The organism is Microbacterium sp. gxy059 (assembly GCF_050958665.1).
In the GTDB taxonomy this organism is placed as follows: Bacteria; Actinomycetota; Actinomycetes; order Actinomycetales; family Microbacteriaceae; genus Microbacterium.
On record NZ_JAMXWT010000001.1, the window covers coordinates 246,725 to 259,937 of the forward strand.

12 protein-coding genes and 1 pseudogene are annotated in these 13,213 nt (G+C 74.2%); 6 read left to right on the forward strand and 7 right to left on the reverse strand.

The annotated features are described in order from the left end of the window. A complete protein-coding gene (locus NHL53_RS00975; RefSeq protein ID WP_433774235.1) occupies positions 1–399 on the forward strand; it encodes an arsenate reductase ArsC in 399 nt (132 codons plus the stop codon). A 180-nt stretch (positions 400–579) separates the two neighbouring features. Here NHL53_RS00975 and NHL53_RS00980 read toward each other — a convergent pair whose 3' ends face one another. The 3 genes from NHL53_RS00980 to NHL53_RS00990 form a co-directional block, all read right to left on the reverse strand. Further along, the gene (locus tag NHL53_RS00980) at positions 580–1,773 is read right to left on the reverse strand and encodes an RNA polymerase sigma factor (RefSeq protein WP_433774237.1); all 1,194 of its coding nucleotides are present in this window, start codon (positions 1,771–1,773) and stop codon (positions 580–582) included. A gap of 4 nt (positions 1,774–1,777) precedes the next feature. Beyond that, on the reverse strand, positions 1,778–2,128 hold the full coding sequence (locus NHL53_RS00985) for a YciI family protein (RefSeq protein WP_433774239.1): 351 nt from the start codon (positions 2,126–2,128) through the stop codon (positions 1,778–1,780). Positions 2,129–2,494: 366 nt separating this feature from the next. Further along, a complete protein-coding gene (locus NHL53_RS00990; RefSeq protein WP_433774241.1) occupies positions 2,495–3,229 on the reverse strand; it encodes a TVP38/TMEM64 family protein in 735 nt (244 codons plus the stop codon). Positions 3,230–3,603: 374 nt separating this feature from the next. Here NHL53_RS00990 and NHL53_RS00995 point away from each other — a divergent pair, with 374 nt between their 5' ends. Then, positions 3,604–4,644, forward strand: coding sequence for an NAD(P)H-dependent flavin oxidoreductase (locus tag NHL53_RS00995; RefSeq protein ID WP_433774243.1), 1,041 nt, complete (start codon positions 3,604–3,606; stop codon positions 4,642–4,644). Between the two features lie 24 nt (positions 4,645–4,668). Here the strand turns inward: NHL53_RS00995 and NHL53_RS01000 are convergent. Continuing rightward, positions 4,669–5,592 (reverse strand): annotated as a pseudogene (locus NHL53_RS01000) (DMT family transporter). Between NHL53_RS01000 and NHL53_RS01005 the strand changes: the two are divergent. From NHL53_RS01005 to NHL53_RS01020, 4 genes are all read left to right on the forward strand, one after another. After that, a complete protein-coding gene (locus tag NHL53_RS01005; protein WP_433774245.1) occupies positions 5,591–7,036 on the forward strand; it encodes a PLP-dependent aminotransferase family protein in 1,446 nt (481 codons plus the stop codon). The pseudogene NHL53_RS01000 and the gene NHL53_RS01005 overlap by 2 nt on opposite strands. Beyond that, on the forward strand, positions 7,033–7,569 hold the full coding sequence (locus NHL53_RS01010; protein ID WP_433774247.1) for a hypothetical protein: 537 nt from the start codon (positions 7,033–7,035) through the stop codon (positions 7,567–7,569). The genes NHL53_RS01005 and NHL53_RS01010 overlap by 4 nt, the downstream gene beginning before the upstream one ends. Positions 7,570–7,725: 156 nt before the next feature. Next, on the forward strand, positions 7,726–8,403 hold the full coding sequence (locus NHL53_RS01015) for a nucleotidyltransferase domain-containing protein (protein ID WP_433774249.1): 678 nt from the start codon (positions 7,726–7,728) through the stop codon (positions 8,401–8,403). Between the two features lie 289 nt (positions 8,404–8,692). Beyond that, positions 8,693–9,844, forward strand: coding sequence for a DUF2207 family protein (locus NHL53_RS01020; RefSeq protein WP_433774251.1), 1,152 nt, complete (start codon positions 8,693–8,695; stop codon positions 9,842–9,844). 22 nt (positions 9,845–9,866) lie between these two features. Here the strand turns inward: NHL53_RS01020 and NHL53_RS01025 are convergent, their stop codons facing one another. Genes NHL53_RS01025 through cmtR form a run of 3 tightly spaced genes read right to left on the reverse strand, consistent with a single transcriptional unit; the run spans position 9,867 to position 13,032 of the window. Continuing rightward, positions 9,867–10,541, reverse strand: coding sequence for a DsbA family protein (locus NHL53_RS01025; RefSeq protein ID WP_433774253.1), 675 nt, complete (start codon positions 10,539–10,541; stop codon positions 9,867–9,869). Beyond that, positions 10,538–12,661: a heavy metal translocating P-type ATPase gene (locus NHL53_RS01030; RefSeq protein ID WP_433774255.1), complete on the reverse strand. Its 2,124-nt coding sequence runs from the start codon at positions 12,659–12,661 to the stop codon at positions 10,538–10,540. Before NHL53_RS01030 ends, NHL53_RS01025 begins: the two co-directional genes overlap by 4 nt. Further along, positions 12,658–13,032 (reverse strand): Cd(II)/Pb(II)-sensing metalloregulatory transcriptional regulator CmtR, encoded by a 375-nt coding sequence (gene cmtR, locus NHL53_RS01035; protein ID WP_433774257.1) that lies wholly within the window; start codon positions 13,030–13,032, stop codon positions 12,658–12,660. Before cmtR ends, NHL53_RS01030 begins: the two co-directional genes overlap by 4 nt. Positions 13,033–13,213: the final 181 nt, after the last annotated feature.

Below are 13,213 nucleotides of genomic sequence, written 5' to 3' on the forward strand. Positions count from 1 at the left end.
ATGACGACGCCCACCGTGCTGTTCGTCTGCGTGCACAACGCAGGCCGCTCGCAGATGGCCGCCGGCTATCTGCGCCATCTCGCGGGCGACCGCATCGAGGTGCGCTCGGCCGGGTCGATGCCCGCCGATCGGCTCAACCCCGTCGCGGTGGCGGCCATGCGAGAGGAGGGCATCGACATCGCCGAGGAGCGCCCGAGGGTGCTCGCCCCCGACGCGGTGCGGTCATCGGACGTGGTGGTCACGATGGGATGCGGCGACGCGTGCCCGTTCTTCCCCGGCACCCGCTACGAGGACTGGGCGCTCGACGATCCGGCCGGTCGGGACATCGAGGCGGTGCGGCCGATCCGCGACGAGATCCGGCGCAGGGTCGAGGCGCTCATCGCCGACCTCGTGGGGTGAGGGGAGAGAGGCCCCACTCCCCGGCGAGGCGGCCCGTTCCCGGCGACGGATCCGCGAGCGACGAAGCGAGCGCGCGGTCGTCGGCCGCCCCGTTCCGGGAGGGCCGGACCGCGCCTGTCAGGCGGCCGGGCAGGCGCCGCACCACGCGGGGCGCATCCACGGCGGAGATGCCCGAGCCGCTCAGCCGGATCCCGCGATCTCGGCCCGCCGCCGCAGGTGCGCGCGCTCGGCGTCGTTGGGGGCGGCCTCCGCCGCCCGGAGGAACAGGGCGCGCGCCTCGGCGGGCCGGCCGAGGCGCTCGAGCAGATCGGCGCGGACCGCGAGCGCGTACCGGTCGTCCGCCTCCGCGTCGAGCTGCGCGAGGGCCGCATCGGGGCCGGCGACGTGCGACAGCGCCACGATCCGCGCCGTGCGCACGGCGTCGGTCGGCACGAGCGGCACCAGCATGTCGTAGAGCGCGAGGATCTGGCCCCAGTCGGTGTCCTCGTCCCTCCCCGCGTCGCTGTGCACGGCCTGGATCGCCGCCTGCAGCTGATAGGGGCCGGGCCGGTTCGTCGCGAGGCACGCGCGCACGAGCGCCTGGCCCTCGGCGATCATCCCGGGATCCCATCGCGCGCGATCCTGCTCGGGCAGCGGCACGAGTCCCCCGTCGCCCGCGATCCGCGCCGGCCGGCGCGCCTGCAGCAGGAGCAGCAGCGCCAGCAGCCCCTTCGCCTCCGGCTCGCCCCTCGCGTGCCCGGCCACGAGGCGCGCGAGCCGCACGGCCTCCTGGCTGAGGTCGAAGCGACTGAGCGGGCCGGCGGTGGCGACGTATCCCTCGTTCGCGATCGCGTAGATCACCGCGAGCACGACGCCGAGGCGGTCGCGCACCCGATCGGGCTCCGGCAGGCCGATGCGCGCCTCTCGGATCTTCCGCTTCGCGCGCGAGAGCCGCTGGGCGACGGCCTGCTCGGGCGATCCGAAGGCCCGCGCGATCTCGGCGGCGGTGAGCCCGCCGGCGTAGCGCGGGGTGAGCGCGACCTGCGATTCGGGCGACAGGGCGGGATGCGCGCAGAGCAGGATCATGCGCAGCTCGTCGTCGCCGCCCTCGGGCTGCGCGACGGGATCCGGCGCGAGCTGCGGGGCGAAGCGGCGCTCGGTCTGCGCCCGCCGGATGCGGTCGATGGCGCGCCGACGCGCGGTCTGGACGATCCACGCCTGCGGGTTCGGCGGCACCCCCTGCGTCGGCCAGGCGGACGCCGCGGCCTCGAACGCGTCCTGCACCGCATCCTCGGCGACGTCGAGATCGCCGAGGATGCGCAGGAGGATCGCGACGGTGCGGCCGTGCTCCGAGCGGAAGGCCCGGCGCACGGCCGCGAGCGCGTCGTCCGTCATGCGCTCAGCCGCCGAAGCTCGGGGCGGGGCGCACCTCGATCCTCAGGCCGGTCGCCTCCGAGACCTTCCCCGCCCACGCGGTGGCGGCGTCGAGGTCGTCGACGTCGATCACCGTGAAGCCGCCGACGTGCTCCTTCAGCTCGGCGAACGGGCCGTCGGCGAGGGTCACGTCGCCGCCGCGGCTGGTGACGACCGTCGCAGACGAGGGATCCCCGAGCGGCATCGCGAACACCCACACGCCCGCCTCCTGCATCTGCCGGGTGACGTCGGTGACGTTCGCGATGACCTTCTGGAGCTCCTCCGGCTCGAGCACGCGGTCGGCCGGGGTGATGTTGCTCAGCAGGTACCGGACCATGATCTTCTCCTTCGTCGCGGCATGGCCGGGGTGCCACGCTCACCCTCTATACGTGTGAGGGACGCCGGTTTCGACATCGTCCCCCGAATTCGTCAGCGGACGCCAGGGGGTGGGGCGGCGGCGGATCCCGGGGCGTGCGGGATCTCATCAGGAGCGACCCCGCGGAGCGGCGCCCCGGGCGCACGCGCTCGCGAGTGGCGCAGACATTCGCGAGTGGCGCAGATGATCCGCCCGATTTCTGCGCCGCTCGCGAGAATCTGCGCCGCTCGCGAGCCGGGGCGGGAGGCCGGAGACCGCGAGCCGGGGGGCCGGAAATCGAGCACCGGAGGCCGGAGGCCGGAAGCCGGAGGCGAGAACGGCCCCGACTCAGTCGCGCGCGGCGCCGCGCCCCGATGCCCGGCGCAGGCGGCGGTAGGCGAAGAACGTCATGACGAGCACCACCGCCCAGGCGCAGAGCACGACGATGCCGGCGGGGAGCCCGGGATCGGCGATGAAGGCGCCGACCGCGACGAGCGACACCTGCCCCGGGATCGTGGACAGCCCGCTGCCGGCGAGGAAGTCGCGCTGCGAGATGCCGAACGCGCCGCTGCCGTAGTTCACCGGCCAGTACGGCAGGCCCGGCATGAGGCGCAGCAGGTAGACGGCTTCGACGCCGGCGCCCGCCAGGCGGCGCTCGACGGTCTCGGCGTGGGATCCGAGCAGCTTCGCGACGGTCGTCCGCCCCAGCCCCCTGGCCAGCCAGTAGGCGATCCAGCTGCCGATCATCGCCCCGACGACGGAGAGGATGCTGCCCTCGAGCACCCCGAACAGCACCCCGCCGGCGATCGCCATGATGGTGACGGGGATCGGGGTGATGGCGACGACGGCATAGAGCAGCACGAACGCGATCCACGCGGCGCCGCCCCACTGCTCGAGCGCGCCGCGGAGCTCGTCGATCGAGGGCAGCCGCACGTGCAGCGCGAGCCAGATCATCCCGAGCAGAGCGAGCACGAGCAGGCTGTTGCGCACGGCGGCGCCCCAGCGGATCCCGTGAGCGGGAGGGCTCGCCGCGGCCGCGCTCGGGTCCGCGGGCCCGGCGCCCGTGTCGGCCCCGTCGGTCATCCGTCCAGTGTAGGGATCCGCGGATCCCGCTGCGCCCCGGGGCCTCAGCGGTCTCCCGGGGCGGCAGGGGACCGGGGAGGATCCGCGGGGCCGTCCCGTCGGCGGCCCCTCGGCCGGCGACACCCGCCCCGCCCGCCGGGAACACCCGCGGATCAGCGGACCTCCCCGCAGCAGCGGACGGACCCAGCCGGATCCATCCGCCGGACGCGATAACCCCGCCGTCCCGCCCGCGACATCTTGCTGGGAACACCCGACCAGACCAGCGGACGAATCCAGCCGGATTCATCCGCCAGACGGGAGAACCCTGCGGTCCCGGGCGGGCGTCCGAGTCACCGCCGCGTCCCGATGTCGGACCCCGGGCGTAGCCTCGTGCCATGACCGACCTGCGCGCGCTGTTCGAGATCCGCCACCCAATCGTCCTCGCGCCGTTCGGCGGGCTCTCGTCCCCCGATCTCGTGGCGGCGGTGAGCGAGGCGGGCGGTCTGGGGTCGTACGGCCTGTACGGATACGACGGCGCCCGCATCCGCGAGACGGCGGCCGCGATCCGACAGCGCACGGCGGCGCCGTTCGCTCTGAACATCTGGCTGCCCACCGGCGACGAGGCGCCCCCCGACGACTCCCACGACGCGCATGCGCGGGCGCTGCGCCCGTTCTTCGACGAGGTCGACCTCGGCCTTCCCGCCCGCCCCGACCGGTATCTGCCGGATCTCGACGAGCAGCTCGACGCGATCTGGGAGGCCGCGCCGGCGGCGCTCAGCGTCGTGTTCGGCGCACCATCGGGCGAGCTCGTCGACGAGGCGCACCGGCGCGGGATCCGCGTGATCGGCACGGCGACGACGGTCGCGGAGGCGATCGCTCTCGCCGGCTCCGGGGTCGACGCGGTCGTCGCGACCGGGTCCGAGGCCGCCGGCCACCGGGTGTCGTTCCTGAAGCCCGCGGACGAGTCGCTCGTCGGGCTGATGTCGCTGCTGCCGCAGGTGGTCGACGCGGTCGACGTGCCGGTGATCGCGGCCGGCGGCATCGCGGACAGGCGGGGCGTCGCCGCGGCGTTCGCCCTCGGCGCGTCGGGCGTGCAGGCGGGCACGGCCTTCCTCGTCACCGCCGAGTCGGCGGCGAACGACGCGCACCGCGCCGCGATCCGCTCCACCGCCGCCGACGAGAGCGTGCTCACCCGCGCGATGAGCGGCCGGCTCTCCCGCGGCGCCCCGAACCGCGCCGTGCGCGAGATCGAGCGAGCCGGATCCATCGCTCCCTTCCCCGTGCAGAACTGGCTGACGGGGAGGTTCCGCGCGGTCGCCGGCCAGCGCGGCCTCGGCGACCTGCAGTCGCTGTGGCTCGGCCAGTCGGCGCCGCTCGCCCGCGGCGATTCGGCCGCGGAGGTCTTCGCGGAGCTGCGCGCCGGGCTGCCGGGCTGAGGCGACGCGCCCCGGATCCGCCCCTCATCCCCGGCTCCGGCTGCGCACGGCGAGCAGCGCGCAGCCGATCACGGCGACGGCGCCGACGACGGTCTGCCATCCGATCCGCTCGCCGAGCAGCAGCGCGGCCCAGACGATGGTCATGACGGGCTGGCTGAGCTGCACCTGGCTCACCTGCGCCATCGGCCCGATGGCGAGGCCGCGGTACCAGGCGAAGAATCCGAGGAACATGCTCACGACCCCGAGGTAGGCGAACGCACCCCACTCGACGAGCCCGCCCGCGGGCGGCTGGCGCGCGACCGCGGTGCCCGTCAGCAGGATCATCAGGGGCGACGCGAGCACGAGCGCCCACGAGATCGTCTACCACGAGCCGAGCGCGCGCGAGAGCAGGCCGCCCTCCGCGTAGCCGATCGCGCAGGCGACGACCGCCGCGAACAGCAGCAGGTCGGCGACGTGCAGTCCGCCGAGCCCCTCGCTCCCGATCGCGGCGAAGGCCACGACGGCGACCGCTCCGAGCCCCGCCGCGATCCAGAACGCACGCGCCGGGCGCTCGCCCGTGCGCAGCACCGCGCAGACCGCGGTCGCCGCCGGCAGCAGCGCGACCACGACGGCCCCGTGGCTCGCGGGCGCGGTCGTGAGCGCGAACGACGTGAGCAGCGGGAACCCCACGACCGCACCGCCCGCGACGACGGCGACCGGGATCCACTGCCTCCCCCGCGGCGCCCTCTGCCGGGTGAGGATCAGCGCGACCGCGGCGAGCGCCGCCGCGATCACCGCGCGCCCGGATCCGACGAACAGCGCCGACATGCGCTCGTGCTCGACCGCGAGGCGCGTGAGCGGCATGGTGAACGAGAACGCGGCGACGCCGAGCAGGCCCCACCAGAGACCCGCGCGCGACCCTGATAGCGGATCCCGAATCCCAACAGTAGCGGTATCGTTGCCTGTCATGAGCCAGAGTAGCAGTGACCGCATCGTCGACGCGCTCCGCACCTGGCTCGCCACCGCCCCCGCGGGTGCGAAGCTCCCGCCGACGCGCCAGCTCGTCGCGCAGTTCGAGGCGAGCCCCGTCACGGTGCAGAAGGCGCTGCGCGCGCTCGTCGCGCAGGGCGCCGTCGAGTCGCGGCCGGGCGTCGGCACGTTCGCCCGCGCGGTCCGCACCGTCCAGCCGCGCGACTACGGATGGCAGACGGCCGCCCTCGGATCCCCGCAGCACCGGATACCCCGCTCCGCGTCCGCCGCGCTGCGCGCGACGCCGAACGACGTGATCGCGCTGCACTCGGCCTACCCCGACCCGGAGCTGCTGCCCGGGCGGCTCGTGCGCGCCGCGTTCGCCCGCGCGGGGCGCAGCGAGGCGGCGGTGAGCCGTCCTCCGGCGGCCGGCCTCCCCGAGCTGCAGTCATGGTTCGCGTCGGAGCTCGGATCCGCGAGCCCTGCGGGCCTCACGCCTCCTGCCGCGAGCGACGTCGTGATCCTGCCCGGCAGCCAGGGCGGTCTCGGCACCCTCTTCCGCACGCTCGTCGGCGCGGGGCGCCCGCTGCTCGTCGAGTCGCCGACCTACTGGGGCGCGATGCTCGCCGCCGCGCAGGTGGGCGTGCAGCTCGTGCCGATCCCGTCCGGGCCCGACGGGCCGGATCCCGACGACGTCGACCGCGCCTTCGCCCAGACCGGTGCGCGGGCCTTCTACGCGCAGCCGAACTTCGCGAACCCGACGGGCGGACAGTGGTCCGCCGCGCGGGGCGACGCGATCCTCGACATCGTGCGCGCGCACGGCGCCTTCCTCATCGAGGACGACTGGGCGCACGACTTCGGCATCGCCTCGGACTCCACTCCGCTCGCGGCCCGCGACGACAGCGGGCACGTCGTCTCCCTGCGGTCGCTCACCAAGAGCGTGTCGCCCGCAGTGCGCGTCGCCGGGCTGATCGCGCGCGGCCCCGCACACGAGCGGATCCTCGCCGACAGCCGCGCGCAGGCGATGTACGTCAGCGCGGCGCTGCAGGCCGTCGCGCTCGACGTGGTCACCCAGCCGGGCTGGCGCACGCATCTGCGCGCGCTTCGCCCGCAGCTCGCCGCGCGCCGCGATCTGCTCGTCGACGCGCTGCGCGAGCACGCGCCCGCCGCGCACCTCGACGCCGTGCCGCGCGGCGGACTGCATCTCTGGATCCGCCTCCCCGACGACACGGATCTGCCGCGCCTCGCCCGAGACTGCGAGGACGCGGGCGTCGTCGTCGCCGTGGGAGACGACTGGTTCCCCGCGGAGCCCGCGGGCCGCTTCCTGCGCCTCAGCTACGCGGGCGCCCGCCCCGACGCGTTCCCCGACGCCGCCCGCGCGATCGGACGGGCGCTGGAGGGGCAGGGGGAGGGGTCGCGCCCGCCTGGCAGACGGACGGCGTGAGCCACGACCCGCCCGCGGAGCCCGTGCGGCTGCCCGATGCCGGGCTGTTCGTCGGGGCGGCGACGGATCCGCTCGTGCGGCAGGCGCGGCGCAGCCGGGCCGTCGGCATCGCCCTGTGCGCGCTCGGCGTGCTGCTGCTCGCCGCCGCGTTCGCTCTCCACGTCGCGACGGCCCCGACCGTCGCGATCCTGAGCGGCGCGATCGCCCTCATCGTCGTCGGCCGCCTCGCCATGGGGGTCAGCCAGCGCCAGACGGCCCGCGTCGATCACGCCCGGTTCCGGCCGATCCTGCACGTCCTGGATCACGCCCTCGTCGTCGGCGAGACGCCCGTCCCCTGGACCGAGATCGCGGAGATCGTCTGGACGGATCCGCGCCGTCGGGATCCCGGATCCGGGTTGATCCGGGTCATGCGGCGCGGCGCTCGGTCGAGTGCCGTCGAGGCATCCCTCGACGGCCTCGGCAGGAGGGATCAACGGCGGGCGCGCCCGGCCCTCGCACGCGCGGCGGAGACGTTCGGCTTCCCGATCCGCTGATCCGCGGGATCCGAGTCCCGCAGAAGGTGAGGCGCGCACCGGACGCGCGGCCGCCCGCAGCGGCGCCCTCGGCGCGAGGGGGATACAATCGCCCGCTATGTCTCCGTTCTTCGACATCGATTGTCTTCACGACCAGGTCTTCTGCGAGGAGGCGATATGAGCGCTGCCCGAAGAGAAGCGCCAGCAGGATCTGCTCCTCGTCCGCAGCCGTCGACGGCGAGGCCGCTGCCGCCGGACGAGTTCCACCGTTGGTATGGAGGGTGGGATCCGCTTGAACCGGCATCCGTCGGTGAGTTCATGCGCGGCTTCGACAGGCCCTGGTGGATCATCGGCGGCTGGGCGATCGAGAAGCACACCGGCGTTCACAGGGCTCATGAGGACATGGACATCTCGATCCTCTCCTCCGATGCCGAGGCGTTCCGGCAGTTCGTGTCGGATCAGTGGACGCCGTGGAATATGGATCAGGGGTGGCTGAGGCCTTTCGATCACCGGTTCCGGGATATCAGCCCGCTGAGCTCCATCTGGGTGCGGAGGAACGCTCAGTCATCGTGGGTGCTCGACGTCCCGCTGACACCCGAGGAGGACGGCCGATGGACGAACAAGAAGCGCTCCGGGCAGTCGGCGCCGCTCGATGAGGTGACGTGGACAGCCGATGACGGCCTCCGCTATCTGCGCCCCGAGATCGCGTTGTTCATGAAGCACCAGCAGTCGCGCGACAAGGACCGCCTCGATGCGTCCATTCTGATTCCGCGCCTCGATGGGCATCAGCGCGACTGGCTGCGAGACTCCCTGAGCGCCGTTCATCCCGGGCACGCGTGGCTGGAGAGATTGTGAACTCGCGCACTCAGTGATCCATGTCTCATGTTCGGCGGGAATCGGACGCGCTTTCCCGCTCTTCGTGAGACACGCTCCACCCGCCCCGCCTCCCGGTGCCGGCCGTCGACGACGTGCCATCGCGACGGCCTCTCGACCAGAGAACCGCATCCGGGTGAACGGCGCTCGAACCGACATGCGGGATGGCGCCGTCCGGCCCGGCGCCGTGGAGCAGGTCTGCGGCGCCTCCTCCCGCCGCCCGCACCCCGATCGTCTGGCGCCTGCCGCGGCGTCGGGTACCGTGGCGACGGTGTCGGATCCCCTCGCGAACGTCCTCGGCCTCCTCGCCGTGGGCGGTGCGCTCGCGCTCGTCGCGCTGCTGATCGTCCTCCTCGTGTTGCCGTTCGCGCGGCACCTGCCGGCGTCGCCCGTCGCGGAGTTCGCCCCGCCGCCGGGAGACGTCGTCGAGCACGGGCTGCTGGTCCGCGCCGACCAGCGCCTCCTCGCCGCGGCGATCATCGACCTCGCCGTGCGCGGTCAGGTGCGCGTGCTCGCGCCGCGCGGAGCCCGCGGGCCGGCCGCGATCGAGGCGAAGCGCGACGCGTCGCTCACCCCGGACGAGCGCTTCCTGCTGCAGGCGCTGCGCCCGCAGAGCATGACTCCGCGTCAGCAGCGCCGTCACCTCCGCGCCCTCGCCGACCTGGGGATCCCCGCCTCCCGCATCGAGGAGGCGCCCGACGTGTACGTGCTGCGCGGCCGCGGCACCTTCCGCCGCTACCGGCGTCGGTCGATCGCGAGGTACGTCGACGCGCGCCGCCGCGAGCTGGAGACCGCGGGGCTCACCCGGCGCGGACGCCGCAGGGCGCACCTCATCCTGCTGTCGCTGCTGTTCCTCGCGAGCGCCGCCATCGGCCTGATCCTCGTCATCGGCGCGATCGTCGAGGGCGCGTGGTGGGGCGCGGCCGTCGTCGTCGCCGACCTCGCGGTGCTCTTCTGGATCCTCATGATCGCCCCTCCCCCTCTGCTGCGCTTCACGGAGGAGGGGCAGAGGAGACGCCGGCACCTCTCCGGGCTGCGACAGTACATCCGCCTCGCCGAGCAGGAGCGGCTGCGCATGCTCGAATCCGCCGAGGGCGCGCTGCGCACCCCCGCCGGCGCCCTCACCCCGGGCGGTCAGGCGCTCGGGCTCCCGCCCGTGCCGACGGCGGGCGACCCCGTCGCGCAGTCGACCCTCGACCGCTACGTGCTCGCCGAGCGGCTGCTGCCCTACGCGATCCTCTTCCGCCAGGAGCGCTCCTGGCAGCGCGAGTTCGAGCACCTCGGCGACATCACCACGGGGCAGAACGTGCGCGCGCTGGGTCGCACCCTCGAGGGCGTGGTGAGCGTGCTGGAGGCGCTCGAGGTCGTCTTCCTGCTGCTCCGCGGGATCTGGCTGGCCGTGACGTTCTTCGCGCGCCACTGACCGCTTCCGGGGCGATCCGCCCTCAGTCGCCGACGGCCCGGTCGAGTGCGTCGGTGAGGTCCGTCAGGCTCGTGAGCTCGAGCTTCTCCCCGTCGAGGAAGAACGTCGGGGTTCCCGTGACGCCCATCTCCCTCCCCTCCGCGAAGTCCTCCTCGACGCGCGCCTGCGTCTGCGGATCCGCGACGGCATCGTCGTAGGCGCTCATCTCGAGCCCGAGCTCCTCGGCATACCCCCGGAAGCGCTCCGCCTCCGACGCGCGCCCCTCGCCCCATTCGCCCTGGGTCTCGAACATGAGGTCGTGCATCTCCTCGAACCTCCCCTGCTGCGCGGCCGCCTCGACGGCGATCGCGGCGTTCATGGAGTTCGCATGCCCCGGGATCGGGAAGTAGCGGACGACGTAGTTGATCCGGCCGTCGTACTGCGCCCGGATCTCCTCGATGTACGGATGGAACGCGCCGCACACTTCGCATTCGAAGTCGAGGAACTCCACGAGCGTGGGGGCGTCCGGTCCCGCGTCGTCGAGGACATGGGAGTCGCTGCGGGTGCCGGGAAGCGGTCCGTCGTCGGCGCTGACGGGCGCGGGCCGGGTGACGATCGCGATGATGATCGCCGCGATCGCGACGACGATCACGAGGGCGAGCGCGATCAGCGTGGCCACCACCGGGGCGGACGGTCGGCGCCTGGCGGATGCGGTCATGGTTCTCTCCTGGGACGGGGGACGGCGGTCTTCCGTCGGGTGCTCGCGGGACGCCGGGCGGCGCGCACGCCGTTGAGGATGACGACGACCTCGGCGACCTCGTGCACGAGCACGACGCCCGCGAGGCCGAGCACGCCGGCCAGCGCGAGGGGGAAGAGGACGACGATGATCGCGAGGGCGAGCGCGATGTTGACGGTCATGATCCTCCGCCCTCGGCGCGCGTGCGCGAGAGCGGCGGGGATGAGGCGCAGGTCGCTGCCGGTGAAGGCCACGTCTGCCGACTCGATGGCGGCATCGGATCCCCTCGCACCCATCGCGATGCCGGTCGTGGCGGTCGCGAGCGCCGGCGCGTCGTTGATGCCGTCGCCGACCATCGCCGTGGGCCGGTCGGCGGCCAGCGCGGCGACCCGCTCGGCCTTGTCCTCCGGCAGCTGCTCGGCGCGGACATCCGAGATCCCGATCTGCGCGGCGATCGCCCGGGCCGTGCGCTCGTCGTCGCCGGTCAGCATCATCGTCCGGATGCCGCGCTCCTCGAGCAGACGGATCGTCTCCGCCGCCTCCGGCCGGGGCTCGTCGCGCACGCCGACGAGCCCCGCGATCCGGCCGTCGGCCTCGACCGCGACGACGGTCATGCCCTCCGCTGCCATCTCGTCCTCGACGCCTCCGAGCTCGCCGACCGCCAGCCAGCGCGTGCTGCCGATCCGCGCGCGCACCGCGCCGACGCGCCCGGAGACGCCGCGCCCTGCCTCCTCGACGAGCCCCTCCGCCGGTGCGGCGCCGGGGGCGGCCGCGGTGATCGCGGAGGCGAGGGGATGCCCGCTCGTCGACTCGAGGGCGGCCGCGAGGGCGAGCACCTCCCCCTGCGTGCGGCCCGCGGCCGGCTCCACGCGCACCACCTCGGGCTCGCCGCGCGTGAGCGTGCCCGTCTTGTCGAACGCGACGGCGCGGATCGTGCCGAACCGCTCGAACGCCTCCCCCGAGCGGATGACGACGCCGAGCCGCGACGCCGAGCCGATCGCGCTGATCACCGTGACGGGCACCGCGATCGCCAGCGCGCAGGGCGATGCGGCGACGAGCACCGCGAGGGCGCGCTCGATCCACGTTCCCGGATCGCCGGCGAGGCTCCCGATCAGGGCGACCAGCGCGGCGGCGACCAGCACGACCGGCACGAGCGGCCGCGCGATCCGGTCGGCGAGACGCGCGCGCCGCCCCTTGCGGGCGTGCGCCTCGCCGACGAGCTCGACGATGCGGGTGAGGGAGTTGTCGCGCCCATCGGCGGTGGCCTCGATCCGCAGCGTCGCGGATCCGTTGACGGCGCCGGCGGGCACGGGATCGCCGGGGCCCACCTCGACGGGGATCGATTCGCCCGTCACGGCGGAGGCGTCGATGCTCGTGCGCCCGTCGACGACGACGCCGTCGGTCGCGACCCGCTCGCCGGCGCCGACGACGAGGATGTCGAGCTCTCGGACGTCGGCGGCGGGGACGATGACGTCGCCGGAGAGCCGGGAGATGCGCACGCGGTCGGGGATCAGCGACAGCAGGGCGCGCAGCCCCTCCTTCGCCCGATCCATGGCGCGATCCTCCAGCGCCTCGGCGAGGGAGAAGAGGAACGCGAGCGCGGCCGCCTCTCCGACGTGACCGAGCAGCACCGCGCCGACGGCGGCGATCGTCATCAGCAGCCCCACCCCGAGGCGCCCGCGCAGGAGGCGGCGGAGGGCACCGGGGACGAACGTCCACGCGCCCGCGAGAAGGGCGATCGCCTGGAGGATCAGCGCGGGCGTCGCGGCTCCCGACCATGCGAGCGCGTATCCGGCGGCGAGGGCCACGCCGGAGATCGCGGACGGCAGCAGGGCCGCGTCGCGCCACCAGGGCGGCCGGGTCTCAGGATCCTCGTCCTGCTCCTCTCGCGGGTCGGATCCGCAGCACGCGGCGTCGGACGGTGCGGTGCCCGGGCCCGTCGATCCGCTGCACGCGTCGTCGGACGCGAGGGGAGCGGGATCCCGCGACGGATCCGTCCCGCAGCACGCGTCGTTCGCGCCGGACGGACGGACGAGCCGCACGCGGCGGGCCGACGCTGTCGCCGTGCGCGTCGCGTCGGCGCCGCAGCACTCCGCGCTCACCGGCCGCTCTCCTCCGCCGGCGCCCCGGGTCCGCAGCACAGCGGCACGTCGAATCCGTCGTCGTCGCAGGGCTCGCCGCTGTCCACGGCGAGCACAGCCTCGAGAAGCTCCCCGATCGCCCGGGTGAGGTGCGGATCCGCGATCTCGTAGCGCGTCTGCCGCCCTTCGGGCGTCGCCGCGACGATGCCGCAGCCGCGCAGGCACGCGAGGTGGTTGGAGACGTTCGTGCGAGTGAGATCCAGGTCGCGCGCCAGCTGAGCGGGGTATCCCGGCTCCTCGAGCAGCGACATCAGGATGCGGGCGCGCGTGGGGTCGGCCATGGCCCGCCCCAGGCGATTCATCACGTCGAGCTTCGAGGCAATGGTCAGCATGTGCTGACTATACATCGAGTGCTGACCTGTTGGCACCGGGATGTCCCTCAGCCCGCCGCGACCCCCTCATACCGCCCGGTCGCGACGTCGCAGCGCAGCGGTTCGGCCGGGGGACGGTCAGGTATGCCGGCGAAGCACTGTGGCGAGAGGCGGAGGTGCTTCGCCGCTTCGCCGGTCACCT

Excerpts from the sequence above, each read along its gene's own strand:
- NHL53_RS00975 (WP_433774235.1), top strand. The coding sequence starts at position 1 with ATGACGACGCCCACCGTGCTGTTCGTCTGCGTGCACAACGCAGGCCGC.
- NHL53_RS00980 (WP_433774237.1), bottom strand. The coding sequence starts at position 1,773 with ATGACGGACGACGCGCTCGCGGCCGTGCGCCGGGCCTTCCGCTCGGAG.
- NHL53_RS00985 (WP_433774239.1), bottom strand. The coding sequence starts at position 2,128 with ATGGTCCGGTACCTGCTGAGCAACATCACCCCGGCCGACCGCGTGCTC.
- NHL53_RS00990 (WP_433774241.1), bottom strand. The coding sequence starts at position 3,229 with ATGACCGACGGGGCCGACACGGGCGCCGGGCCCGCGGACCCGAGCGCG.
- NHL53_RS00995 (WP_433774243.1), top strand. The coding sequence starts at position 3,604 with ATGACCGACCTGCGCGCGCTGTTCGAGATCCGCCACCCAATCGTCCTC.
- NHL53_RS01005 (WP_433774245.1), top strand. The coding sequence starts at position 5,591 with ATGAGCCAGAGTAGCAGTGACCGCATCGTCGACGCGCTCCGCACCTGG.
- NHL53_RS01015 (WP_433774249.1), top strand. The coding sequence starts at position 7,726 with ATGAGCGCTGCCCGAAGAGAAGCGCCAGCAGGATCTGCTCCTCGTCCG.
- NHL53_RS01025 (WP_433774253.1), bottom strand. The coding sequence starts at position 10,541 with ATGACCGCATCCGCCAGGCGCCGACCGTCCGCCCCGGTGGTGGCCACG.
- cmtR (WP_433774257.1), bottom strand. The coding sequence starts at position 13,032 with ATGCTGACCATTGCCTCGAAGCTCGACGTGATGAATCGCCTGGGGCGG.